Below are 22,918 nucleotides of genomic sequence, written 5' to 3' on the forward strand. Positions count from 1 at the left end.
TCGCCCTCACGGATATCCAGATGCAAGCCAAGAACCCCATTATCGGTCTGTGCCAACAGGCCAGTTTCCTTATCAGCGCGGCCAAGGTCGACCAGTGTCCGGAAGATTTCGGCCATGAAGTGGCCTTTGCAGGCCGTTCCAACGCGGGTAAATCCAGCGCCTTGAATACGCTGACCCATGCCAGTCTGGCGCGCACGTCGAAGACCCCAGGGCGCACGCAACTGCTCAACTTCTTCAAACTGGATGAAGAGCGCCGCCTGGTCGACCTGCCGGGTTATGGCTACGCCAAAGTACCGATCCCGTTGAAGCTGCACTGGCAAAAGCACCTGGAAGCCTACCTGGGCAGCCGCGAATGCTTGCGCGGGTTGATGCTGATGATGGACATCCGCAAACCGCTGACCGAGTTCGATATCCTCATGCTGGATTGGTCGGTTGCCAGCGAAATGCCCATGCACATCCTGCTGACCAAGGCCGATAAGCTCGCTTTTGGTGCAGCCAAGAACACCTTGCTCAAGGTTCGCCAGGATATTCAAAAAGGCTGGGGTGATCGCGTCAGCATTCAGTTGTTCTCAGCGCCCAAGCGCATTGGCATCGAAGAGGCTCAGGAAGTACTGGCCGAATGGATGCAGCTGGGTGAGTTCGCCCTGCCGGATGACGAAGAAACCGAGGCCTGATCCGGGCTTGTAGCAATCGCAGCAACGGCCCGCAGGTGGTCGCCATGGATGAGGAACCACAAAAACGCCAGGAGCGTTTTGCGCGTAAGCCCCGAAGGGGTGGAGCACATGGATGTGTTGAGCAAAAAAAACCCCGAAACTTCTTATGGGGGAGGGAAGTTCGGGGTTTAACGTCTGAACCGCTAGGGCGGGGTCCAGAATCTGCCAACACTTAACACAACAAGGAGCATCGAAGGGCTTTGCGGGCCATTCGTAAACTCTGACTGGCCGGGCAAGAATAAAGTTCAGCCAAATTTTTGAAACGATTAGCTATAAAAACCCAAGAATCGATACCCAGAAACTCAAGGCGCCCGCTAAGACAACCGCTCAGCCCCATTACAGAGACGTCAGTGCGCCTCATCCCAGTTATCGCCCACACCTACTTCCACCAGCAGCGGCACATCCAGCGCGGCGGCATTGCCCATCAGCGGCCGGATCTGCTCGCTGACCTGCGCGACCAAGTCCTCACGCACTTCCAGCACCAGTTCGTCGTGTACCTGCAGGATGACTTTGGCGTCCAGGCCGGACTCGCTCAGCCAGCCGTCCACGGTGACCATCGCACGCTTGATGATGTCCGCCGCCGTACCTTGCATCGGCGCGTTGATCGCGGTGCGCTCGGCACCTTTGCGCAGCGCCTGGTTCTTCGCATGGATATCCGGCAGGTACAGGCGACGGCCGAATAGGGTCTCGACAAAGCCCTGTTCGCAGGCCTGCTCGCGGGTGCGCTCCATATAGGCCAGCACGCCGGGATAGCGGGCGAAATACACATCGATATAGGCCTGCGCCTGCTTGCGGTCGCAGCCGATCTGCTTGGCCAGGCCGAAGGCGCTCATACCGTAGATCAGGCCGAAGTTGATCGCCTTGGCGCTGCGGCGCTGATCACTGGTGACCTCTTCCAAGGGCACACCGAAGACTTCAGCTGCGGTGGCCTTGTGCACATCGCGGCCATGACGGAAGGCCTCCAGTAGGCTTTCATCCTTGGCCAGGTGGGCCATGATGCGCAGTTCGATCTGCGAATAGTCTGCCGCCAGCAACTTGTAGCCCTTCGGTGCGACAAAGGCCTGGCGAATACGCCGACCTTCGGCCGTACGAATCGGGATGTTCTGCAGGTTAGGGTCGGTGGACGACAAGCGTCCGGTCGCGGCTACCGCCTGGTGATAGCTGGTGTGGATACGCCCGGTGCGCGGGTTGATCTGCTCCGGCAGACGATCGGTATAGGTGCTTTTCAGTTTGCTCAGGGAGCGGTACTGCATCAGCACCTTGGGCAGCTCGAAGTCCTGTTCGGCCAGTTCCGCCAACACGGCTTCAGCCGTCGAAGCCTGGCCTTTGGCGGTCTTGCTGAGCACCGGCAAGCCCAGTTTCTCGTAGAGGATCACGCCCAGCTGCTTGGGTGAGGCCAGGTTGAACTCCTCGCCAGCAATCTCGAACGCCTGACGCTCCAGGGCCACCAGCTTTTCGCCCAACTCGTTGCTTTGCAGGCCGAGCAGCTTGGCATCCACCAACGCGCCCTGGCGTTCGATACGCGCCAGTACCGGCACCAGCGGCATCTCGATCTCGTGCAACACCCTGGCCAGGCTCGGCTCAGCCGACAGTTTGGCCCACAGGTGCTGGTGCAGACGCAGGGTCACGTCGGCATCTTCGGCGGCATAGGGTGCAGCCTGGGCCAGGTCGATCTGGTCGAAGGTCAGCTGCTTGGCGCCTTTGCCGGCGATGTCTTCGAAGCGGATGTTGCTGTGATCCAGGTACTTGAGCGCCAGGCTGTCCATATCGTGACGGGTGGCGGTGGAGTCCAGCACGTAGGATTCGAGCATGGTGTCGAACGCAACACCCTGCACCGCAATCGGCGTCGAGGCATTGGCGAGGATATTGATGTCGTACTTGGCGTGCTGGCCGACCTTGGCCTTGTTCGGGTCTTCCAGGATCGGCTTCAGCGCCTTGAGCACCGCATCGCGATCCAGCTGGGTCGGCACGCCCATATAGGAGTGGGCGACCGGGATATAGGCTGCTTCGCCGGCCTTGACCGCAAAGGACAGGCCAACCAACTGGGCCTTTTGTGCATCCAGGCCGGTGGTTTCAGTGTCGAAAGCGATCAGCTCGGCGTTGCGCAGTTTCTCCAGCCACTGATCGAACTGCGCCTGATCGAGGATGCACTGGTAATCGCCCAACGCTGCCCCGGCGGGCAACTCGGCAACAACCACCTCGGCAGTCGGTGCATCAGCGGCTACTGGAGCTGACGCGACTACAGCGGCGGCACTGGCGCTAGGCGTCAGGGCGAACAGGTCATCGGCCGGCGCTGCGACCGGGGCCTTGACCGCCGGGGCCGGATTGCTGCGCAGCAGTTCATCACGCCAGGTTTTGAATTCCAGCTCGGCGTACAGCTCCATCAGCGCCGGCACATCCATCTCGCCTGGGTGCAGCGAGTCGATGGCGATATTCAGCGGCACATCCAGTTTGATGGTCGCCAGGGCGTAAGACAGGTAGGCCATGTCCTTGTGCTCAGCGAGTTTGGCCGGCAGGGTCTTGGCCCCACGAATCGGCAATTCCGGGACTTTATCGAGATTGGCGTAGAGCACATCGAGGCCACCGCCGACCCCGACCAGCAGGCCCAGGGCGGTCTTCTCGCCCACGCCCGGCACGCCGGGAATGTTGTCGACCTTATCGCCCATCAGCGCCAGGTAATCGATGATCAGCTCAGGACCGACACCGAATTTCGCTTTCACGCCATCGATGTCATAGACGCTACCGGTCATGGTGTTGACCAGCGTAACGTGCGGGCAGACCAGCTGAGCCATGTCCTTGTCGCCGGTGGAGATCACCACGTCACGGCCCTCGGCGGCGCACTGGCGGGCCAGAGTGCCGATCACGTCATCGGCCTCAACGCCCTCGACGCACAACAGCGGGTAGCCCATGGCTCTGACACTGGCGTGCAGCGGCTCGACCTGGACGCGCAGCTCATCGGGCATGGACGGGCGATTGGCCTTGTACTCGGCGAACATTTCATCGCGGAAGGTCCCGCCCTTGGCGTCGAACACCACGGCAAATGGGCTTTTCGGGTACTGCTTGCGCAGGCTCTTGAGCATGTTCAGCACGCCCTTCACCGCGCCGGTGGGCAAGCCCTTGGAGGTGGTCAGCGGCGGCAGGGCATGGAAGGCACGGTAAAGGTAAGACGAACCGTCAACCAGAACGAGAGGGGCTTGGCTCATGAGCAGGATCAACCTTTTCGGCGGGGGCGGCGGTAGAATGGCCGCACCATTGGAATCAAAGGGACAAGGTTATCATGCGCGCACTCAATCGCCTGTTGCTCGCCAGCCTGCTGGCATTCACCACCCTGGTCGCCCACGCCGAAGATCCGGTTTCGGCCGACCCGGATGTAACCATTCGCCAGGACGGCGACCGCACCATCCATGAATACCGGGTCAACGGTTTTCTCTACGCGGTCAAGGTCATCCCTAAAGGCGGCAAGCCGTACTTTCTGGTACGCGCCGATGGCAGCGATGGCAACTTCGTCCGCTCGGACAGCCCGGATATGTTGATTCCGGCCTGGGAAATTTTCAGCTGGTAAGAAGGCAGTTCTGCAATGTCGGTGTTTACCCCGCTTGAGCGACATGAGCTCGAGGCGTTTCTCGCCCCCTATGGCCTGGGTCGCTTGCGCGACTTCCAGGGTATTGCTGCGGGCAGTGAGAACAGCAATTTCTTCGTCAGCCTGGAGCAGGGCGAATTCGTTCTGACCCTGATCGAGCGCGGCCCAAGCGCCGACTTGCCCTTCTTTATCGAGTTGCTCGATGTGCTGCACGACGCAGGTCTGCCGGTGCCCTATGCCCTGCGTACGACCAGCGGCGAGGCGCTGCGCAGCCTGGCGGAAAAACCGGCGCTGCTGCAGCCGCGCCTGGCCGGCAAGCATGTGCATGAGGCCAATCCGCATCACTGCCAGGAAGTCGGTGCACTGCTGGCGCGCATTCACCTGGCCACGCGCAATCAGCCGCTGCCACGCAAGAGTGATCGGGGGCTGGACTGGATGCTCGCCGAAGGCCCAAGCCTGGCCCTGAAGTTGCCCGATGAACAGGTGCCACTGCTGCGCGATGCACTGGCGGAGATCCACACACTCAAGCCGCGCATCCTCGCCTTGCCGCAGGCCAACCTGCATGCCGACCTGTTCCGCGATAACGTACTGTTCGACGGCAACCACCTGGCCGGGGTGATCGACTTCTACAACGCCTGCTCGGGGCCGATGCTCTATGACTTGGCGATTGCCCTGAACGACTGGTGCTCGCGGGATGACGGCAGCCTGGACAACAAGCGCGCGCAGGCGCTGCTCGGGGCCTATGCCGGTTTACGGCCCTTTACGGCGGCAGAAGCTGAATTGTGGCCGGCCATGCTGCGCATCGCTTGTGTGCGCTTCTGGCTGTCACGCCTGATCGCCGCCGAATCCTTCGCCGGCCAGGAAGTGCTGATCCACGACCCGGCAGAATTCCAGCGCCGCCTGGCCCAGCGTCAGCAGGTTGAGCTGGCGCTGCCGTTCGCCTTCTAAGGTCCGGGCGCCGATTACAGCCCGTCGAGACACCCGGCCAATTCGCCCGCCATGTTTTCCAGCAGGGCTTCGTAGCCGCCAGCATCCACTGGCAAGGCGCCGCCCATGGCGTCCAACTCAGCCAGGGTGACCGGCAGGCCGGCGGTCAGGGTTTGCGCCAGGCGCGGGCGAAACGGCGGTTCGCTGAACACACAACTCGGCCCGGCTTGCTGCAAGCGCTCGCGCATGGCGGCCACGTGTTGGGCACCCGGCTGCACCTCGCCAAGCACGCTGAATACCCCGGCGTGCTTAAGGCCATAGGCGGCTTCGAAGTAGTCGTAGGCTTCGTGGAAAACGAAGTAGGGCTTGCCAGCCAGACCATTCAGGCGACTTTTCAGGCGCTGATCCAGGCCATCCAGACGCTCGCCGAATGCCTTAGCATTGGCCTGGTAGCGCGCGGCATTGGCCGGATCGACCTGCGCCAGGTCGGCGGCGATCTTGCCGGCAATTGCCCGGGCATTGGCCGGTAGCAACCAGAGGTGCGCATCCAGGCTGCCGGGGCGGTGGGCGTGGTCATGCTGGTCGGCGGCGTGTGCGTGATCCTCGTGATCGGCGTGATGCTCGGCGTGTTGCGCATCGCTGTCGCCAAAATGACGCAAGGACATACCTGGAACATCCTGCACAGCCACACTCGGCTTGTCGCGGCCGGCCAGCACGCGCGGCAGGAAGCTTTCCAGGTCCGGGCCTATCCAGTACAGCAGGTCAGCTTCGCGCACGCTGCGCACATCGGAGGGGCGCAGCGCATAGTGGTGTGGTGAGGCGCCCGGCGGCAGCAGCACCTCTGGTTGGCCAACGCCATCCTGCACCGCAGCGGCGATCAGTTGCAGCGGTTTGATGCTGGTCAGCACACGCACATCGGCGTGGACCGCGAAACTCAGGGGAAAGGTGATAAACAATAGGGCAAAAGCCGGAAAAAGACGCAACACGGGGAGCACTCAAGCGGGAAGGAACGGGTAATATAATAACGTCTCTCACCTTATTCGTCGTTGCCCATGACTCAAGCTCCGCTGGCCTCACGCCCACACGACCATTCCCACTGCGTCAATCATGCCCTGGCCGAGGCCGAAGCCATCTGCGCGCGCCAGGGTCTGCGCCTGACCGCCTTGCGCAAACGCGTGCTGGAACTGGTCTGGGCCAGCCACAAGCCGCTGGGGGCCTATGACATTCTCGGCGTATTGAGCGACGAAGACGGCCGCCGCGCTGCGCCGCCCACGGTCTACCGCGCCCTGGATTTCCTGCTGGAAAACGGCCTGGTGCACCGCATTGCCTCGCTTAACGCCTTTGTCGGCTGCAGCCACCCGGAACACGCTCATCAAGGTCAGTTCCTGATTTGCCGAAGCTGCAATGCGGCCATCGAGCTGGAGCAGGCCACGATCAGCGACGCCATTATCAGCAGCGCGGCCGGGGTCGGTTTTGCCGTGGAAAGCCAGACGGTGGAAGTGGTCGGCCTTTGCGCAGGCTGCCAGGAGCCGACATGAGCGACGCCCTGATCCGCCTCGCCGGGGTGGGCGTGACCTTCGCCGGACAGAGCGTGCTGCAGGATGTGCAGCTGAGCGTGAAACCCGGCGAGATCGTCACCCTGATCGGCCCCAACGGCGCCGGAAAAACCACCCTGGTGCGCGCTGTACTCGGCCTGCTCAAGCCGGACAGCGGCAGCGTCTGGCGCAAACCCAAACTGCGCGTCGGCTATATGCCGCAGAAGCTGCATGTGGATGCCACTCTGCCGCTCTCGGTGCTGCGCTTTCTGCGCCTGGTGCCGGGTGTGACGCGCAGCCATGTGCAGGCAGCGCTGGCGGAAGTGGGCGCCGAACAGGTGCTCGACAGCCCGCTGCAAAGCATTTCCGGCGGCGAACTGCAGCGCGTGCTGCTGGCCCGCGCCCTGCTGCGCGAGCCAGAACTGCTGGTGCTGGATGAACCGGTGCAAGGCGTCGACGTTGCAGGCCAAGCCGAGTTGTACCGGTTGATCACCCAGTTGCGCGACCGCCACGGTTGCGGCGTGCTGATGGTTTCGCACGACCTACACCTGGTGATGAGCACCACCGACCAGGTGGTCTGCCTGAATCGTCACGTGTGCTGCTCCGGGCATCCAGAGCAGGTCAGTTTCGATCCGGCCTTTGTCGAACTGTTCGGCGAGGACGCCAAGAGCCTAGCCGTCTACACCCACCACCATGACCATGAGCACGATCTGCATGGCGCGGTGGTCACTGAAACGCCTAACGGCCTGAGTATCAAAGGCCCGGTCAAACCGCATATTCACGGAGATGGCTGCACGCATGGCTGATTTTCTGCTCAACGCCCTGCTCGCCGGCCTGGCCCTTGCGCTGGTCGCCGGCCCGCTGGGCTCCTTTGTGGTGTGGCGGCGCATGGCCTACTTCGGCGACACCCTGTCGCATGCCGCGCTGCTCGGTGTCGCTCTAGGGCTGATGCTGGATGTCAGCCCGACCCTGGCGGTGACCGTGGGCTGTGTCCTGCTGGCCGTGCTACTGGTCACCCTGCAAAGCCGCCAACCGCTGGCCTCCGACACCCTGCTCGGGATCCTCGCCCACAGCACCCTGTCGCTGGGCCTGGTGGTGCTGAGCTTTATGCAGGATGTGCGCATCGACCTGATGGGTTATCTGTTCGGCGACCTACTGGCCGTCGGCCCAACAGACCTGGCCTGGATTATCGGCGGTAGCGCCCTGGTGCTGGTGCTGCTGGCCCTGCTTTGGCGGCCGTTGCTGGCGATTACCGTGCATGAAGAATTAGCCAAGGTCGAAGGCCTGCCGGTGGCGGCAATTCGCCTGAGCCTGATGCTGCTGATCGCCGTGGTGATCGCCGTGGCGATGAAGATCGTCGGCGTGCTGCTGATCACCTCCCTGCTGATCATTCCCGCCGCTGCCGCCCAGCGCCATGCGCGCACTCCGGAACAGATGGCGTTCGGCGCGAGCCTGCTGGGCATCGTCGCGGTAGGCGGCGGGCTGAGCCTGTCGTGGTTTCAGGACACGCCGGCCGGGCCATCCATTGTGGTCAGCGCCGCAGCGTTGTTTCTACTGAGCTTTGCCCTTCCCAGACGTACCGCCTGAAAAATTGGTTGTGTCAGGCAGCGCAGTGTAAACTTGCGCGTTTTTTGCACAATTCGAGACGCGCAGTCATGACATCGTTCGTTTTCCGTGGATTTGCCCTGAGCCTGGTTCTGCTGCTGGCCGGCTGCCAAAGTGCGCCGCAACCGGCCAACCTGCCGGTGGATGACTTGGTCAGCGCCTTTCGCCAGCTCGACCAGAGCCTGGCCAGCGGCGACCTGAGCAGCGCCGAAAGCCAGCTGGGTAACCTGCAGCAACGCGCGGCCGGCGATACCCGCCTGGAGCAATACCAGCGCCAGCTCGCCGAAGCCCATCTGCAACAGGGCCAGAAAGCCTTGCAGGCCGGTAATCTGGATAACGCCACCAAAGCCCTGAGCCGCGCCCGCAGTCTGATGCCGCAGGCACCGGCACTGACCACCGGCCTGGATGGCGCCATCGCCCAGGCCCGTGAAGCCAAACTGGCCGCCGCCGAACAGCAGCGCCGTGCCGCCGAGCAGGCGGCCGCCCAGGCCGAAGCCGCCCGTCTGGAGCAAGCGCGCCAGCTGCGCCTGGCCGCCGAACGCCAGGCCGCCGCGATTCAGGACACTCAGCTGCCGAATACCCCGCCAGCCACAGAGCCCGCGCCAGCCAAGGCACAGGCACGGCTGATCGACCCCGCCGCCGCCAGCAGCGTGATTGGCATGCCGATGCTGGATAATAAGGACAACGAGCGCCTGCGCAGCCTGCTCGACGGCGTGGCGGCGGATATGGTCGCCTTTAATTGCGCGGTGCGCATCGAAGTGCGCCAGGCCAAGGATTTCCCCTGGGTCGCCTCCTTGCTTAACGCACGGATCAAGCGCCTGGACCCGAGCTTCAGCCCGCGCATGAGCCAGGTGATCAAGCCCGCCCAGGTGCCGCAGCTGGTGCTTAGCCCGCAGCGTTAACCACGTTGCGCTGCGATCACGACCGGGCTTGCCCGGTCGTTTGCATTGGCGCTGGCTACACTGGGCGGAACAGCCCAGCCATTAATGCGATTTAGCTATAAACATAGGCCCACAAAGATTTTTGCGGCCTAAACAGTGGCAGGTAGACTAGCCGGCCGTTTCTGCCTACCCGGCAACGTTGAAACCCAAAAGGTTTATGCAGTGATCAACTTTCATCAGGTCCACAAGGCGTACCGCGTCAGTGGTCAGGACATCCCCGCGTTGCAACCGAGCGATCTGCAGATTGCCCGGGGCGAAGTGTTCGGCATCATCGGTCACTCCGGTGCCGGCAAAAGCACCCTGCTACGTCTGATCAACCGTCTGGAAGAGCCTTCTGGCGGGCGTATCGAGATCGACGGCGAAGACGTCACCGCGCTCGACGCCACGGGTCTGCGGCGTTTCCGTCAGCAGGTCGGGATGATCTTCCAACACTTCAATCTGCTTTCGTCGAAGACCGTCGCCGAGAACGTCGCCCTGCCACTGAAACTGGCCGGTGAGCTGCCGCGCAGCGCGATTAATACCCGCGTGATTGAGTTGCTGGCCCGGGTCGGCCTGCAGGACCATGCCAACAAGTACCCGGCACAGCTCTCCGGCGGGCAGAAGCAGCGCGTCGGCATCGCCCGCGCCCTGGCCACCGAGCCGAAGATCCTGCTGTGCGACGAGGCCACCAGTGCCCTCGACCCGCAGACCACCGCCTCGGTGTTGCAGCTGCTGGCTGAAATCAACCGCGAGTTGAATCTGACCATCGTACTGATCACCCACGAGATGGACGTGATCCGCCGCGTGTGTGACCGCGTTGCCGTCATGGATGCCGGGGTGATCGTCGAATCCGGCCCAGTGGCCGAGGTGTTTCTGCACCCCCAACACGCCACCACCAAGCGCTTCGTGCAGGAAGCCGAGCAGATCGACGAGAACGAACAGCGCGATGATTTTGCCCATGTCGCCGGACGTATCCTGCGCCTGACCTTCCAGGGCGAAGCCACCTATGCACCGCTGCTGGGCACCGTGGCCCGCGAAACCGGGGTGGATTACAGCATCCTCGCCGGGCGTATCGACCGCATCAAGAACACCCCCTACGGCCAGTTGACCCTGGCCCTGACCGGCGGCGACCTCGACGCCGCGCTGGCGCGCTTTGCTGCCGCCGACGTGCATCTGGAGGTGCTGCGCTAATGGAAGCCTTACTGACTCGCCTGTTACCCAACGTTGATTGGGCGGAAATCGGCTACGCCAGCCTGGACACCCTGAGCATGCTCGGCGGCTCCATGCTGTTTACCGTGCTGCTCGGCCTGCCGCTGGGTGTGCTGCTGTTTCTCACCAGCCCACGGCAGATGTTCGAGCAGAAGACCTTCTACGGCTTCCTGTCGCTGCTGGTAAATATCCTGCGCTCGGTACCATTCGTGATCCTGCTGATCGTGATGATCCCCTTCACGGTAATCGTCACTGGCACCTCGCTGGGTGTACCTGGCGCCATCCCACCACTGGTAGTGGGCGCCACACCATTCTTCGCGCGCCTGGTGGAAACCGCGCTACGTGAAGTCGACCGCGGGATTATCGAAGCGACCCAGGCCATGGGCGCCACCACCCGACAGATCGTAGTCAACGCCCTGCTACCCGAGGCGCTGCCCGGGATTATCGCGGCCATCACCGTGACCGCGATTACCCTGGTGTCCTACACCGCCATGAGCGGCCTGATTGGCGGCGGCGGTCTTGGCGACCTGGCCGTGCGTTATGGCTATCAGCGTTATCAGCCAGACGTGATGGCCGTGACGGTGATCCTCCTGCTGGTGCTGGTACAGATTCTACAAACCGTCGGCGACAAGCTGGTGGTGCACTTTTCCAGAAAATAATGCGTCCTCCGAGGCGCACAAGACAGCGGGATACTGGTTACCTGCCGGCCTCCGCACACATCCCACAAGGAGCTTTACGATGAAAAAACTGATCGCTGCATTCGCTGCCCTGGCAGCCTTCTCCGCCCAGGCCGAAAGCCTGAGCGTCGCCGCTACTGCCGTACCGCACGCGGAAATCCTCGAATTCGTTAAGCCCGCGCTGGCCAAAGACGGCGTTGAACTGAACATCAAAGTGTTCACCGACTACGTGCAGCCGAACGTGCAGGTTGCCGAAAAACGCCTGGATGCCAACTTCTTCCAGCACCAGCCGTACCTGAATGAGTTCAACAAGAGCCGTGGCACCGAGCTGGTCAGCGTAGCTGGCGTTCACGTCGAGCCCTTCGGCGCATACTCCAGCCAGCACAAGAAACTGGCCGACCTGCCACAAGGCGCCAACGTGGTGATCCCGAACGACGCCACCAATGGCGGCCGCGCCCTGCTGCTGCTGCAGAAGGCCGGGATTATTACCCTGAAGCCGGAAGCGGGCATCCTCGCCACCTCGAAAGACATCGTCGAGAACCCGAAAGCCATCAAGGTACGTGAGCTGGAAGCGGCCACCCTGCCGCGCGTGCTGACTCAGGTCGACCTGGCGCTGATCAACACCAACTACGCCCTGGAAGCCAAGCTCAACCCAACCAAGGACGCGCTGGCCATCGAAGGCAGCGACTCGCCGTACGTCAACATCCTGGTCGCGCGTGCCGACAACAAGGACAACGCGGCCCTGCAGAAACTGGCCAAGGCGCTGAACAGCGCCGAAGTGAAAGCCTTTATCGCTGAGAAGTATCAGGGCGCTGTCGTTCCGGCGTTCTAAGACGCCGCGTTTGCTGCACCCTCAGCCAAACCCCGCCCCGTGCGGGGTTTGTCATTTAGGGCCGCCTCACGCAGGCAGTCCAGCAGGCAGTCCAGAGCAGGCTGACGCTGAGCGCGGCGCAATATCGCCACCAGTTCGCGGTAGAAGGTCAGCTCGCCCAGCTCGATCACCCGCAACTGCGTCGGCCGCTGCAGCCACAGGCCGGCACGCGGAATCAGCGAGACGCCAAGGCCGCACTCGACCATCCGCACGATAGCCTCCAGCTCATCCAGCTCCAGCGCTTCCTGCACCACTAAGCGATGCTCGCGGAGGAACTGGTTGACCCGCCGACCGCCGAACGAGCGCCGGTCGTAGCGCACGAACGGCTGTTCGGCGAGGATCTGCAGCGGCTCATCCGCCGTCACGCTGAGCGGGGTGATCAGCACAAACGGCTCGCGCGCCAGGCTGATCTGCAGCAGCTCCTTGGGCAGCTCGAACGGCGGCTTGATCAGCAGCGCCAGATCGAGTTCGCCGGCATCGATCTGGCTCAGCAGGTTCAGCGACACGCCGGGCACCAGCTTCAATTCGACGCATGGCGCGGCTGCACGAAATCGCGGCAAGGCCTCGGGCAGCAGGCCGGTCTGCAGGGTGGCAATCGAACCGACCTTGAGTTCGCCCTGCCACTCGGCCGCGCTGGTCGGCAAGGCCATCTGCGCATACAACCCAAGCATCTGCTCCGCCAGCGGCAAGGCATGCCGACCGGCCGCATTGAGCACCGCCGAACGCCCACTTCGCTCGAACAACCTAACGCCCAGGCTCTGCTCCAGCACGCGCATTTGTGCGCTGACCGCCGACTGGGTCAGACCCACCTGCTGCCCAGCCGCGGCGAAGGTGCCGTAGCGGGCCACGGCTACAAAGGTTTTCAATTCGCGCAGCATCGACGCCCCGATTGATCAATTTTATTGGTGCTTGCGAGCAAGGATATTCGCTTTTCATCAGTATCGCTGCTGATGAGAATCTCCTGACCGCAACCTGAAGGACCGCACCCATGGCACTCGCCCCCTTTCACCTGGCAATTCCCGTTTACGACCTGGCAGCCGCACGGCACTTCTACGGCGAGGTGTTCGGCTGTGCCGAAGGCCGCAGCAGCGACCACTGGGTGGATTTCGATTTCTTCGGCCATCAACTGGTGATCCACCAGGCGCCAAAGATGGCGCATCAGGAAGCCGCGCACAGCAACCCGGTGGACGGCCACGACGTGCCAGTGCCGCATTTCGGTGTGGTATTGAGCTGGGAGGACTGGCAAACGCTGGCGGCGCGGCTACAGGCCAAGGGCACGCCATTTGTGATCGAGCCCTATGTGCGCTTCGCCGGCCAGGTCGGCGAGCAGGCTACGCTGTTCCTGCTCGACCCGTGCGGCAACGCCCTGGAATTCAAGGCGTTCAAGGACATCAGCCAGCTATTCGCCAAATAGCGGGTTACGGGCGATCAAGTAGGCCGGGCAACTGCGCGGCCAGCTTGGTGTTGTTGATCGGCGCGCGGATAAAGCCACGCTGCTTGCCATCGGGGCCAATCAGCACCAGGTTGCCGCTGTGGTCGACAGTGTAGTTTTCCTGGCTGGTATCAGCCGGAATAAACGGAATGCTGACAGCATTTGCCAGCTTCTGGATGGTCGCCTGCTCAGCAGTCAGGCCGATAAAACCAGCGTCGAAATAATCCAGGTACTTCTTCAACTGCTCCGGCGTGTCACGATTGGGGTCAACCGTGACCAGCACGATACGCAACTTGGCCAGGGTTTCCGGCGGTAGCTGACCTTGCAGTTGGCGTAACTGGGCGAGGGTGGCCGGGCAAATATCTGGGCAGAAGGTGTAGCCGAAAAACAGCAGGCTCCACTGATCCTTGAGCTGATCAACCGCCACGGCCTGCCCGTCCTGATTGGTCAGACTCATCTCCGGCAGGCTGCGGCTTTGTGGCAGCAGAACGATGCCGGCATCCAGCAGCACGGTGGGGTCACCCTGGCCCTTGCTGGTCAGCACCTTATTGACGGTGAGCCCCAGCACCAGGGCGACGATGGCAACGAGAACAAAAACGGTGATCTGGGTTCGGGTCATGGCACCAACGATTACAGGTTTAACAGCAGATAGTGGTCGACCAGCAGGGCGATAAACAGCGCGAAAAGATACCAGATGCTGTACTTGAAGGTGCTGATCGCCGCATGCGGTTTGCTGTCACGGTACAGCACCACCGCCCAGTACAGAAAGCGCCCGCCCAACAGCACAGCGCAGGCGAGATAGAGCAGCCCGCTCATATGAATGGCGTAAGGCAGCAGGGTCACGGCAAACATCACCAGGGTGTACAGCAGAATATGCACCTTGGTGTAGTGCTCGCCGTGGGTCACCGGCAGCATGGGGATATCGGCCTTGGCGTATTCCTCTTTGCGGTGGATGGCCAGGGCCCAGAAATGCGGAGGCGTCCAGGCAAAGATAATCAGCACCAACAACAATGGCTCGGCACTGACATGTCCAGTGACTGCCACCCAGCCGAGCAACGGCGGCGCCGCGCCGGCCAGGCCGCCGATGACGATATTCTGCGGCGTGGCGCGTTTGAGAAAGCCGGTGTAAAGCACCGCATAACCTAGCAGCGAGGCCAAGGTCAGCCAGGCCGCCAGCTCGTTGGTAAAGGTCAGCAACAAGGCCATGCCTGCAACCGCCAACAGCAAGGCGAAGCCCAGCGCCGCAGTCGGTGACAAACGCCCGGCCGTCACCGGCCGTTTATGGGTGCGCGCCATGATCGAATCAATACGCCGGTCGACCACATGGTTGACCGCCGCCGCCGCGCCGGCACACAGACCGATACCCAGGTTGCCAAAGATCAACACCTCCCAGGCAACGCCTGCGCGGGTGGCGAGAAACATGCCGACCAGGGAGGTGATCAGCATCAGCACCACCACCCGGGGTTTGGTCAGCTCCAGATAATCGCGCCAAGTGGCATGGGCTTGCTGTTCGCGCACTAGAGTAGCCATAAGGTCTCTCCTCGATTGTTCTGGTTATTTGCCGGGCAGCGCGGCGAAGCCGGCAGACGTCTCTGTCACGGGGGATGCCAACCATGCAGGGCGGCGCAGACGGTAATTGATCAGCACCAGGGTCAGCAGCAGCGCCGCGCCGCCGAGGTTATGCGCCACCGCTACCAGCAGCGGCAAATGAAACACCACGTTGCTGATACCCAGGCTGATTTGCACCGCCAGTGCCAGCACCAGCAAACCGGCAAGCCTCAACAGGCCATGGCGTTTCAATTGCCAGGCCAATAGCAGCAGCACCAGGGTGACCAGCAGTGCGCCGATACGGTGGGTCATATGAATGGCGGTGCGCGCATCACTGTCGAGCTGCCCGCCGAGGTAGTTGGGGCCGATATGCTGGGTCAGGTGAAAACCGTTGGCAAAATCCATCGCCGGCCACCATTCGCCATGACAGGTCGGCAGATCGACGCAGGCGACCGCCGCATAGTTGCTGCTGACCCAACCGCCCAGAGCGATCTGCCCGATCACCAGCAATAGGCCGAGCGCTGCCAGGCTGCGCAGCCGTGCCGGCAGATTGGCCAAGGCGGCCGCCTTGCCGGATAGACGCAGGGTTAAAAGAAACAACAGACTGAGGGTGGCAAAGCCGCCCAACAGGTGCGCCGTCACCACCTGCGGCCAGAGCTTGAGGGTCACTGTCCACATGCCAAAGGCGGCCTGTAGTGTCACCAGGCACAGCAAGAACAGCGGCAGTTTGAGTGGCTGACCCACCTCGCCACGACGGCGCAGCGCCTGCACCGCCAGACCGAGAATCACCAGCCCCAAAGCGCCAGCAAAATAGCGGTGAATCATCTCGTACCAGCCCTTGGCCACTTCCACCGGCGCTTCAGGGAAACGCGCCTCAGCCAGGGTCTGTTTGTGCTCGCTCATCGGCACGCCGATAAAGCCGTAGCAACCCGGCCAGTCCGGACAACCCAGGCCGGCGTGGGTCAAGCGGGTATAGGCACCGAGCAGCACGACCACGACCGCCAGCAGGGTGGCGAACAGGGCAAAACGGTAACCAGGCTTGCTCATCATCAGTCCTTAGCCGAGGGCAGCATTAACCAATTTGTGAGATTTTCAGCAGATGCCGCAGGTCGTTGAGAATCGCCTTGCCCTTGCTGGTGGCGTCATAACGCAGCACCAGATTGCCGTGTGGATCGACGATCCACAGTTGCGCGCCTTCGGCCTGGCCGGCGGTTTTGCCGTAGGCATCCAGCTGCAGCTGATAACGCGCCAGTTGCGGATATTCGCGGCGCAGCTGGGCGTCGTAGTCATCACTCAGCGGCTGAGCAGTGGCCAGACCATGGGCAGCGCGGCCGACATCACGGTTGAGGCCGATATGCACCTGGCGGGCGAGGAACACCAGTTCCTTGCAGGCGGCATCGCAGACATCCGGAACGGTCACCAGCAATTGCCAGCGCTGTTCTTCGGCACCGACAACCCCGAGGTCGGCGCGGGTCTGCCCGGTGCCGATCAGCTCACCGTGGTAGCTGCGGGTTTCCGGCACCCAGAAACGCCACTGATACATGGCGCTGGCGAGGATCATCGGGCCGATAACCACGGCCAGAATCAGGATCAGCTGCAGCCGCCCACGGCGACGCTGACTAGGTGACACTTCAGGCAGGGCGATGGCTGGGTTCATGGCGAATCTCCCGCGCATTAGATAGACCGAGATAGATAAACAGGCCGAGCAAAGCCGCCGCCAGGGAGAACCATTGCACGGCGTAACCGAGGTGTTTGTCAGGACTCATGGCGATAACCGGCCAATCGCTTTGAAATGACGCGGGACCCGGCTCGAGGCGCACCTCATAGCTCAGGCCACCACGCCCCAGTTGCTGCCACAAGGCTTCAGGCTTGACCTCGCTGACCACACGCGGCCAGCCGCCGGCCGGTGGCGTATTCTGGAGCTGAAAGGTCTCCCCTGGAGGCACATACACCGTTGCCTGCAAACGCAGCGGGGTATCCGGGGTAGCGAAGGTTGGGCTGATGCGACGATCCGGCCAAGGCAGCCAGCCGCGATTGAGCAATAGCCAAAGGCCGCTGATTTGGTCATAGAAGGGTTGTAGCACCTCGACGCCGACTTTGCCGTCACGGGTGCGGTTGTCGAGCAACAGGGTATGCCGTGCATCGAAGAAGCCCTGGAGCTGCACGCGCTGGTAAGCCGGATTGGGCTGACGCTCCAGCTCATCGATGCTGATCGGGGCGGCCAGTTGCTGGGCCTGGTGTGCGGCCAGCAGCTCGCGCTTTTCTTCGGCCCGTGCCAGCTGCCAGAAGCCTAGGGCGATCAGGCAGGGAAACAGCAGCAGCACCAGTACGCTGGGCAGCCAGCCAGGACGGAAGGTGCTCATGGCAACCTCCCTAAAGCCCTGCACAAGCTGGCTATACTGCAGCTGAAGCGCATTTCCCTTCCCCCGAAGTTCCGCTTGGGAGTCACGCATGCTCAAAGCCGCGATCGTCCTGTTACTACTGGCTACTCTGGTCAGCCTATTCAGTGGCCTGTTCTTTCTGGTCAAGGACGAAGGTAAAACCTCCCGGGTGGTCAACGCGCTGACTGTGCGCGTGACCCTTACCGCGCTGACCGTTGCCCTTATTGCCTGGGGCTTCTACAGCGGCCAACTGGTTTCCCACGTCACTTGGTAAGCACCTCACAGCACATAGACAAAGACAAACAGACCAATCCACACCACATCAACAAAGTGCCAATACCAGGCCGCCGCCTCGAAGCCGAAATGCTGCTCGGGGCTGAAATGGCCACGGATCACCCGAATCAGCATGATGCTCAGCATCAGGGCGCCCAGGGTCACGTGGGCACCGTGAAAGCCGGTGAGCATGAAGAAGGTGGCGCCGTATATGCCCGAGCCGAGGGTCAGGCCCAGTTCGGTGTAGGCATGGATGTACTCTTCGACCTGCAGCACCAAAAAGGCGATACCGAGAATCACCGTCAGCGCCAGCCACAGGGTCAGCGGTTTGCGGTGGTTCTTGCGCAGCGCGTGGTGGGCGAAGGTCAGGGTAAAGCTGGAAGTGACCAGCAAGATGGTATTGATCAGCGGCAGGCCCCAGGCACTGATGACCCCACTGGGGGCGGGATAGAGTTTCGGATCAGGCGTGTTGAGCAGCGGCCAGGTGTATTCGAATCCCGGCCAGAGCATGTTGCTCACCCCTTTGTCGCCCTCACCACCGAGCCAGGGGCCGGCCCAGGTACGCACGTAGAACAGCACGCCAAAGAACGCCGCAAAGAACATCACCTCGGAGAAGATGAACCAGCTCATGCCCCAGCGGAACGAGCGATCCATCTGCGGGCTGTAGAGGCCGCCGCGACTTTCCTTGATCACATTGCCGAACCAGCCGAACAGCATGTAGGCGAGAAACAGTCCGCCGATAAAGAAGATCAATGGGCCATTGGAGTCGGCGCGGTCCGCCTTCAGATCATTGAACCAGGTGCCCACGCCGTACACCGAGAACAGCATGCCCAACGTGGCGATGATCGGCCATTTGCTCTGGGCCGGGACGTAATAGTTTTCATGAGTTTCGTGACTCGACATTTATTGTTCTCCTTATGGAGTCGCCCGGTTAAGGGTCGCTTGTGCCACCGCCGGTTTGCGCGCAGTGATATCAAACAAGGTGTAAGCCAGGGTCAGGTGGCGAACATCTGCCGGTAAGTCTCTATCGACGATAAAGCGCACCGGCATTTCGATACGCTCACCGGGTTGCAGTACCTGCTGGGTAAAACAAAAACACTCGGTCTTGTGAAAGTAGGCAGCGGCTTTGGACGGCGCCACGCTGGGAATTGCCTGGGCGGTCATCGGCTTATCCGTGGGGTTGTAGGCGACAAACAGCATCTGCGTGCTTTCGCCCGGATGCACCAGAACCTCATCGGCCTGAGGACTGAACTCCCAGACCATCTCGGCGGCATTGGTGGCGAGAAACTGCACGCGCACCTGGCGCGACTCATCGGTGCTTTGCAACCCAGCCTCATAAGCACCAGCGGTTTTGCCGTTGATGCCAAAGGCCTGGCACATCACGTCATAGATCGGCACCAAGGCAAAACCGAAGCCGAACATGCCGACCACCACCAGTGACAGGCGGATAACCAGGCGGCGGGTCGACAGGGCTTCGCTCATCGGTCGGTGTCCTTATTTCACTTCAGGTGGTGTGGTGAAGGTGTGATAGGGCGCCGGCGACGGCACCGTCCACTCCAACCCTTCAGCACCGTCCCAAGGCTTGGCTGCGGCAGGCTTGCCGCCACGAATGCACTTGATGACGATAAACAGGAATAGCAACTGAGTGGCGCCAAACATGAAGGCGCCGATACTCGACACCATGTTGAAGTTGGCGAACATCATGTTGTAGTCCGGAATACGCCGCGGCATGCCGGCCAAGCCGACAAAGTGCATCGGGAAGAACGCCAGGTTCATGCCGATAAAGCTCATCCAGAAATGCAGCTTGCCGAGGGTTTCGTCGTACATGTGCCCGGTCCACTTCGGCAGCCAGTAATAGGCCGAGGCGAAGATGCCGAAGATAGCCCCAGGCACCAGCACGTAATGGAAGTGCGCCACCACAAAGTAGGTGTCGTGGTACTGGAAGTCCGCCGGGGCGATGGCCAGCATCAGGCCGGAGAAACCACCAATGGTGAACAGGATGACGAAGGCCACCGAGAACAGCATCGGCGTCTCAAAGGTCATCGAACCGCGCCACATGGTGCTGGCCCAGTTGAACACCTTCACCCCGGTGGGCACGGCAATCAGCATGGTGGCGTACATAAAGAACAGCTCGCCGGTCAGCGGGATGCCGACGGTAAACATGTGGTGCGCCCAGACGATAAACGACAGAAAGGCGATGCTTGCCGTCGCATAGACCATCGAGGTGTAGCCAAACAGCGGCTTACGGGCGAAGGCAGGAATGATCGCACTGACCGCGCCGAACGCCGGCAGGATCATGATGTACACCTCGGGGTGACCGAAGAACCAGAACACATGCTGGAACAGCACTGGGTCACCGCCACCGGCAGCACTGAAGAAGCTGGTGCCGAAATGGATGTCCATCAGCATCATGGTTACGCAACCGGCCAGTACCGGCATGACCGCGATCAGCAGAAAAGCGGTGATCAGCCAGGTCCAGACGAATAACGGCATTTTCATCAGCGTCATGCCGGGGGCGCGCAAGTTGAGGATGGTGGCGACCACGTTAATCGCCCCCATGATCGAACTGATACCCATCAGGTGCACGGCGAAGATAAAGAAGGTCACCGACTCCGGCGCGTAGGTGGTCGACAGCGGCGCATAGAAGGTCCAGCCGAAGTTCGGTCCGCCGCCCTCCATGAACAACGTACTGACCAACATGCCGAACGCCGCTGGCAGTAGCCAGAAACTGAAGTTGTTCATCCGCGGCAGGGCCATGTCCGGCGCGCCGATCATCAGCGGAATCATCCAGTTGGCCAGGCCGACAAACGCCGGCATCACCGCGCCAAAGACCATGATCAGGCCGTGCATGGTGGTCATTTGGTTGAAGAATTCCGGCTGCACGATCTGCAGGCCCGGCTGGAACAGCTCGGCACGAATCACCATGGCCATGCTGCCACCCAGCAGGAACATGGCGAAGCTGAACCACAAGTACATGGTGCCGATGTCTTTATGGTTGGTGGTCAACACCCAGCGCATCAGGCCTTTGGCCGGGCCGTGGTGATGGTCATGTCCGGCATGACCGTGGCCAGCGTGGCCCGGATCGATCACTGCACTCATGTCCTTACTCCTGAGCCTGTTTGAACGCGAGGATGTCTTTCGGCGTGACCATGTCGCCTACCGCATTGCCCCAGGCGTTGCGTTCGTAGGTGATGATCGCGGCGATATCGACTTCCGAGAGTTGCTTGCCAAAAGCGGCCATCGAAGTGCCCGACTTGCCGTTGACCACGATGCCGATATGACCGGCCGCAGGTCCGGTAGCAATCGCCGAGCCTTTGAGTGCCGGGAACATAGGCGGCAGGCCTTCACCGGTTGGCTGGTGGCAGGATGCGCAGTTGGTCTGGTAGGACTTCTCGCCACGCGCCATCAGCTCGTCCATGGTCCACTCTTTAGTGGTCAGTTCACGCTCAGCGGCCGCTGCCACCTTGCGCTCGGCGAGCCAGGCCGCGTAGTCCTCTTTCGACTTGGCTTCTACCACCACGGGCATAAAGCCGTGGTCCTTGCCGCACAACTCGGTGCATTGGCCACGGTAGATGCCCGGCTCGTCGATACGCGTCCAGGATTCGTTGATAAAACCAGGGATGGCGTCTTTCTTCACTGCCAGCGCCGGCACCCACCAAGAGTGGATGACGTCGGCGGCCGTGATCAGAAAGCGCACTTTGGTGCCGACCGGCACCACCAGCGGCTCGTCCACCTCGAGCAGGTAGTGCTCGCCTTTGGTGGCTTTGTTGTTGATCTGATCCTTGGGCGTGGTCAGGTTGCTGAAGAACTCGACGTCTTCACCCAGGTATTTGTAATGCCATTTCCATTGATAGCCCGTGACCTGAATATCCAGCTCGGATTCGCTGGAGTCGTAGATTTCGATCAAGGTCTTGGTGGCCGGTATGGCCATCAGCACCAGGATGACCAGCGGAACGACGGTCCAGAGAATCTCGACCGTGGTGCTTTCGTGGAAGTGTGCCGGCTCCTGCCCCGTAGAGCGGCGATGGATAAGCATCGACCAGAACATCACGCCGAATACGATCACACCGATCACGACGCAGATCCAGAAGATGGTCATGTGCAGATCAAAAACGGAGCGGCTGACCTCGGTGGCACCTGGCGCCATATTGACGCCCCAGCTGGCGTGTGCCGAGCTGAATACCAACCACAACAGGAGGCCCATCCAGACTCGTGGATGTCGCATCATTGCGGGTTCCCCTTAATTTTTCTTGTTATCCGCCGAATCGGTCTTTGGCTGAGTAGTCACACATTTCCACGGTGAAAATGCCTGTGAAAACTGTTTCGCCGCTGCTAATTCGGAGTCATCAGGTACTGCCTTTCGAATTCGAGTATAGACACGGCCTCCCACCTGGCAACGCTGACGCTGAAATCAGGCAGCGACCCCAGAACCCTCTCTGAAAGCCGCGGAAATCGTGGGGACGGTAGAACTCGGCGATGGCTTATATAGCTGACTCGCATAACTGTTTAATAATTATGACAATCGAGTCTTAGCAAATGCGTTGAGCCAGCTAAGGTTCTCGCCCATGTCCTCATTTCAGGAGCAGTCATGAACATCGCCGCCTTGCAGCAACTGATTCAGCATGCCCAGCAACATGAAGCCAGCACGGGCCGACTGGCCGCACAGATGCGCCGCCACCTAGACCAGTTACACCCGTCCATTCGCCTGCCCAGTATTGATACCGACGGTGTGCTGTTGCGCTTTGTCAGCGCTTATATCGAGCAAGTACCGGAGCTGCTGCAGGCGGCCCAACAAGTAGCACGCGAAGCCGGAATCGAAGCGCAGATCAAGCCAGTACTGAAAGTGGCCGAGCAGTTCTTTCTGCAACCTCCGGCACTGATGAGCGGACATGATGGTTTGGAAGGATTGCTGGATGAGGCCTATCTGGCCCATCGCCTGGTCGAGGAAGTGAATGATCGCTATATCGCCCACCTGGGCGCACCGTTGATCCCGCTGGACACTACAGTGGCCAACCTGATTGCCCACCAACTGATTGGCGAAGCCTTTGCCAACCAGCTGGATGAGGCTGTGCACCATGCCGTCGACGGTATGCTCGACGATGCCAGTTTTGCCCTGGACTCGGTACAGGCCTACCGCGAGCGCCTGCACAATCCACAGACCGATGCGGCATGGCAACGCTGGCCGTGCCTGTCACGACAGCTCGGGGTTGAGCTGCAACTGGATGAAACCCGCGCGGCGGGATAGCA

The 22,918-nt window shown here is 61.4% G+C and carries 25 protein-coding genes; 13 read left to right on the forward strand and 12 right to left on the reverse strand.

Annotation, left to right across the window (positions count from 1 at the left end; all coding sequences use genetic code 11):
* Nucleotides 1-20 precede the first annotated feature (20 nt).
* A complete protein-coding gene (gene yihA / locus OU997_RS07700; RefSeq protein ID WP_108486368.1) occupies nt 21-674 on the forward strand; it encodes a ribosome biogenesis GTP-binding protein YihA/YsxC in 654 nt (217 codons plus the stop codon).
* Between the two features lie 386 nt (nt 675-1,060).
* On the opposite strand, the gene polA is transcribed toward yihA, so the two are convergent.
* Nucleotides 1,061-3,916, reverse strand: a complete 2,856-nt coding sequence (polA, locus tag OU997_RS07705; protein WP_267809560.1) for a DNA polymerase I — start codon at nt 3,914-3,916, stop codon at nt 1,061-1,063.
* 74 nt (nt 3,917-3,990) lie between these two features.
* On the opposite strand from polA, the gene OU997_RS07710 reads away from it, so the two are divergent.
* Nucleotides 3,991-4,275, forward strand: coding sequence for a DUF2782 domain-containing protein (locus OU997_RS07710; RefSeq protein WP_090254419.1), 285 nt, complete (start codon nt 3,991-3,993; stop codon nt 4,273-4,275).
* Nucleotides 4,276-4,290: 15 nt separating this feature from the next.
* A complete protein-coding gene (locus OU997_RS07715; RefSeq protein ID WP_108486366.1) occupies nt 4,291-5,241 on the forward strand; it encodes a homoserine kinase in 951 nt (316 codons plus the stop codon).
* Between the two features lie 14 nt (nt 5,242-5,255).
* Here OU997_RS07715 and znuA read toward each other — a convergent pair whose 3' ends face one another.
* Nucleotides 5,256-6,206 (reverse strand): zinc ABC transporter substrate-binding protein ZnuA, encoded by a 951-nt coding sequence (znuA, locus tag OU997_RS07720; RefSeq protein WP_267809561.1) that lies wholly within the window; start codon nt 6,204-6,206, stop codon nt 5,256-5,258.
* 66 nt (nt 6,207-6,272) lie between these two features.
* Here znuA and OU997_RS07725 point away from each other — a divergent pair, with 66 nt between their 5' ends.
* From OU997_RS07725 to OU997_RS07755, 7 genes are all read left to right on the forward strand, one after another.
* Nucleotides 6,273-6,758 (forward strand): Fur family transcriptional regulator, encoded by a 486-nt coding sequence (locus tag OU997_RS07725; RefSeq protein ID WP_108486364.1) that lies wholly within the window; start codon nt 6,273-6,275, stop codon nt 6,756-6,758.
* A complete protein-coding gene (znuC, locus tag OU997_RS07730) occupies nt 6,755-7,561 on the forward strand; it encodes a zinc ABC transporter ATP-binding protein ZnuC (RefSeq protein ID WP_108486363.1) in 807 nt (268 codons plus the stop codon). The genes OU997_RS07725 and znuC overlap by 4 nt, the downstream gene beginning before the upstream one ends.
* Nucleotides 7,554-8,342 (forward strand): zinc ABC transporter permease subunit ZnuB, encoded by a 789-nt coding sequence (gene znuB / locus OU997_RS07735; RefSeq protein WP_108538104.1) that lies wholly within the window; start codon nt 7,554-7,556, stop codon nt 8,340-8,342. Before znuC ends, znuB begins: the two co-directional genes overlap by 8 nt.
* A gap of 68 nt (nt 8,343-8,410) precedes the next feature.
* Nucleotides 8,411-9,262, forward strand: a complete 852-nt coding sequence (locus tag OU997_RS07740; RefSeq protein ID WP_267809562.1) for a PA5502 family lipoprotein — start codon at nt 8,411-8,413, stop codon at nt 9,260-9,262.
* 201 nt (nt 9,263-9,463) lie between these two features.
* Complete coding sequence (locus OU997_RS07745) at nt 9,464-10,471, forward strand: methionine ABC transporter ATP-binding protein (RefSeq protein ID WP_267809563.1); 1,008 nt, start codon at nt 9,464-9,466, stop codon at nt 10,469-10,471.
* Nucleotides 10,471-11,148, forward strand: a complete 678-nt coding sequence (locus tag OU997_RS07750; protein ID WP_267809564.1) for a methionine ABC transporter permease — start codon at nt 10,471-10,473, stop codon at nt 11,146-11,148. The genes OU997_RS07745 and OU997_RS07750 overlap by 1 nt, the downstream gene beginning before the upstream one ends.
* Nucleotides 11,149-11,227: 79 nt before the next feature.
* Nucleotides 11,228-11,998, forward strand: a complete 771-nt coding sequence (locus OU997_RS07755; RefSeq protein ID WP_267809565.1) for a MetQ/NlpA family ABC transporter substrate-binding protein — start codon at nt 11,228-11,230, stop codon at nt 11,996-11,998.
* Here OU997_RS07755 and OU997_RS07760 read toward each other — a convergent pair.
* On the reverse strand, nt 11,995-12,915 hold the full coding sequence (locus OU997_RS07760; protein WP_267809566.1) for a LysR substrate-binding domain-containing protein: 921 nt from the start codon (nt 12,913-12,915) through the stop codon (nt 11,995-11,997). The genes OU997_RS07755 and OU997_RS07760 overlap by 4 nt on opposite strands.
* A 110-nt stretch (nt 12,916-13,025) precedes the next feature.
* Between OU997_RS07760 and OU997_RS07765 the strand changes: the two genes are divergently transcribed.
* A complete protein-coding gene (locus OU997_RS07765) occupies nt 13,026-13,451 on the forward strand; it encodes a VOC family protein (RefSeq protein WP_108486640.1) in 426 nt (141 codons plus the stop codon).
* 4 nt (nt 13,452-13,455) lie between these two features.
* Here OU997_RS07765 and OU997_RS07770 read toward each other — a convergent pair whose 3' ends face one another.
* From OU997_RS07770 to OU997_RS07790, 5 genes are read right to left on the reverse strand one after another with little or no spacing between them, the layout of a single operon-like run.
* Complete coding sequence (locus tag OU997_RS07770; protein WP_267809567.1) at nt 13,456-14,088, reverse strand: SCO family protein; 633 nt, start codon at nt 14,086-14,088, stop codon at nt 13,456-13,458.
* An 11-nt stretch (nt 14,089-14,099) separates the two neighbouring features.
* Complete coding sequence (gene cyoE, locus OU997_RS07775) at nt 14,100-14,999, reverse strand: heme o synthase (RefSeq protein ID WP_108486642.1); 900 nt, start codon at nt 14,997-14,999, stop codon at nt 14,100-14,102.
* Nucleotides 15,000-15,023: 24 nt separating this feature from the next.
* Complete coding sequence (locus OU997_RS07780) at nt 15,024-16,064, reverse strand: COX15/CtaA family protein (RefSeq protein WP_267809568.1); 1,041 nt, start codon at nt 16,062-16,064, stop codon at nt 15,024-15,026.
* A gap of 25 nt (nt 16,065-16,089) precedes the next feature.
* Nucleotides 16,090-16,674, reverse strand: coding sequence for a hypothetical protein (locus OU997_RS07785; RefSeq protein WP_267809569.1), 585 nt, complete (start codon nt 16,672-16,674; stop codon nt 16,090-16,092).
* A complete protein-coding gene (locus tag OU997_RS07790; protein WP_108486645.1) occupies nt 16,649-17,380 on the reverse strand; it encodes an SURF1 family protein in 732 nt (243 codons plus the stop codon). The genes OU997_RS07785 and OU997_RS07790 overlap by 26 nt, the downstream gene beginning before the upstream one ends.
* A gap of 88 nt (nt 17,381-17,468) precedes the next feature.
* Between OU997_RS07790 and OU997_RS07795 the strand changes: the two genes are divergently transcribed.
* Nucleotides 17,469-17,672, forward strand: coding sequence for a twin transmembrane helix small protein (locus OU997_RS07795; protein WP_108486646.1), 204 nt, complete (start codon nt 17,469-17,471; stop codon nt 17,670-17,672).
* A gap of 5 nt (nt 17,673-17,677) precedes the next feature.
* Here the strand turns inward: OU997_RS07795 and OU997_RS07800 are convergent, their stop codons facing one another.
* Genes OU997_RS07800 through coxB form a run of 4 tightly spaced genes read right to left on the reverse strand, consistent with a single transcriptional unit; the run spans nt 17,678 to nt 21,899 of the window.
* Nucleotides 17,678-18,574: a cytochrome c oxidase subunit 3 gene (locus OU997_RS07800; protein WP_108486647.1), complete on the reverse strand. Its 897-nt coding sequence runs from the start codon at nt 18,572-18,574 to the stop codon at nt 17,678-17,680.
* Between the two features lie 12 nt (nt 18,575-18,586).
* On the reverse strand, nt 18,587-19,153 hold the full coding sequence (locus OU997_RS07805; protein ID WP_108486648.1) for a cytochrome c oxidase assembly protein: 567 nt from the start codon (nt 19,151-19,153) through the stop codon (nt 18,587-18,589).
* Between the two features lie 12 nt (nt 19,154-19,165).
* Complete coding sequence (gene ctaD, locus OU997_RS07810) at nt 19,166-20,770, reverse strand: cytochrome c oxidase subunit I (protein WP_108486649.1); 1,605 nt, start codon at nt 20,768-20,770, stop codon at nt 19,166-19,168.
* Nucleotides 20,771-20,774: 4 nt separating this feature from the next.
* On the reverse strand, nt 20,775-21,899 hold the full coding sequence (coxB, locus tag OU997_RS07815; protein WP_177480033.1) for a cytochrome c oxidase subunit II: 1,125 nt from the start codon (nt 21,897-21,899) through the stop codon (nt 20,775-20,777).
* Between the two features lie 360 nt (nt 21,900-22,259).
* Between coxB and OU997_RS07820 the strand changes: the two genes are divergently transcribed.
* A complete protein-coding gene (locus tag OU997_RS07820) occupies nt 22,260-22,916 on the forward strand; it encodes a hypothetical protein (RefSeq protein ID WP_108486651.1) in 657 nt (218 codons plus the stop codon).
* Nucleotides 22,917-22,918: the final 2 nt, after the last annotated feature.

It is taken from the genome of Pseudomonas sp. SL4(2022), assembly GCF_026625725.1.
Lineage (GTDB): Bacteria > Pseudomonadota > Gammaproteobacteria > Pseudomonadales > Pseudomonadaceae > Aquipseudomonas.

Coding starts and splice junctions, on each gene's coding strand:
- yihA (WP_108486368.1), top strand. CDS start 21: ATGCAAGCCAAGAACCCCATTATCGGTCTGTGCCAACAGGCCAGTTTC.
- polA (WP_267809560.1), bottom strand. CDS start 3,916: ATGAGCCAAGCCCCTCTCGTTCTGGTTGACGGTTCGTCTTACCTTTAC.
- OU997_RS07710 (WP_090254419.1), top strand. CDS start 3,991: ATGCGCGCACTCAATCGCCTGTTGCTCGCCAGCCTGCTGGCATTCACC.
- OU997_RS07715 (WP_108486366.1), top strand. CDS start 4,291: ATGTCGGTGTTTACCCCGCTTGAGCGACATGAGCTCGAGGCGTTTCTC.
- OU997_RS07725 (WP_108486364.1), top strand. CDS start 6,273: ATGACTCAAGCTCCGCTGGCCTCACGCCCACACGACCATTCCCACTGC.
- znuC (WP_108486363.1), top strand. CDS start 6,755: ATGAGCGACGCCCTGATCCGCCTCGCCGGGGTGGGCGTGACCTTCGCC.
- znuB (WP_108538104.1), top strand. CDS start 7,554: ATGGCTGATTTTCTGCTCAACGCCCTGCTCGCCGGCCTGGCCCTTGCG.
- OU997_RS07740 (WP_267809562.1), top strand. CDS start 8,411: ATGACATCGTTCGTTTTCCGTGGATTTGCCCTGAGCCTGGTTCTGCTG.
- OU997_RS07750 (WP_267809564.1), top strand. CDS start 10,471: ATGGAAGCCTTACTGACTCGCCTGTTACCCAACGTTGATTGGGCGGAA.
- OU997_RS07755 (WP_267809565.1), top strand. CDS start 11,228: ATGAAAAAACTGATCGCTGCATTCGCTGCCCTGGCAGCCTTCTCCGCC.
- OU997_RS07760 (WP_267809566.1), bottom strand. CDS start 12,915: ATGCTGCGCGAATTGAAAACCTTTGTAGCCGTGGCCCGCTACGGCACC.
- OU997_RS07765 (WP_108486640.1), top strand. CDS start 13,026: ATGGCACTCGCCCCCTTTCACCTGGCAATTCCCGTTTACGACCTGGCA.
- OU997_RS07770 (WP_267809567.1), bottom strand. CDS start 14,088: ATGACCCGAACCCAGATCACCGTTTTTGTTCTCGTTGCCATCGTCGCC.
- cyoE (WP_108486642.1), bottom strand. CDS start 14,999: ATGGCTACTCTAGTGCGCGAACAGCAAGCCCATGCCACTTGGCGCGAT.
- OU997_RS07780 (WP_267809568.1), bottom strand. CDS start 16,064: ATGAGCAAGCCTGGTTACCGTTTTGCCCTGTTCGCCACCCTGCTGGCG.
- OU997_RS07785 (WP_267809569.1), bottom strand. CDS start 16,674: ATGAACCCAGCCATCGCCCTGCCTGAAGTGTCACCTAGTCAGCGTCGC.
- OU997_RS07790 (WP_108486645.1), bottom strand. CDS start 17,380: ATGAGCACCTTCCGTCCTGGCTGGCTGCCCAGCGTACTGGTGCTGCTG.
- OU997_RS07795 (WP_108486646.1), top strand. CDS start 17,469: ATGCTCAAAGCCGCGATCGTCCTGTTACTACTGGCTACTCTGGTCAGC.
- OU997_RS07800 (WP_108486647.1), bottom strand. CDS start 18,574: ATGTCGAGTCACGAAACTCATGAAAACTATTACGTCCCGGCCCAGAGC.
- OU997_RS07805 (WP_108486648.1), bottom strand. CDS start 19,153: ATGAGCGAAGCCCTGTCGACCCGCCGCCTGGTTATCCGCCTGTCACTG.
- ctaD (WP_108486649.1), bottom strand. CDS start 20,770: ATGAGTGCAGTGATCGATCCGGGCCACGCTGGCCACGGTCATGCCGGA.
- coxB (WP_177480033.1), bottom strand. CDS start 21,899: ATGATGCGACATCCACGAGTCTGGATGGGCCTCCTGTTGTGGTTGGTA.
- OU997_RS07820 (WP_108486651.1), top strand. CDS start 22,260: ATGAACATCGCCGCCTTGCAGCAACTGATTCAGCATGCCCAGCAACAT.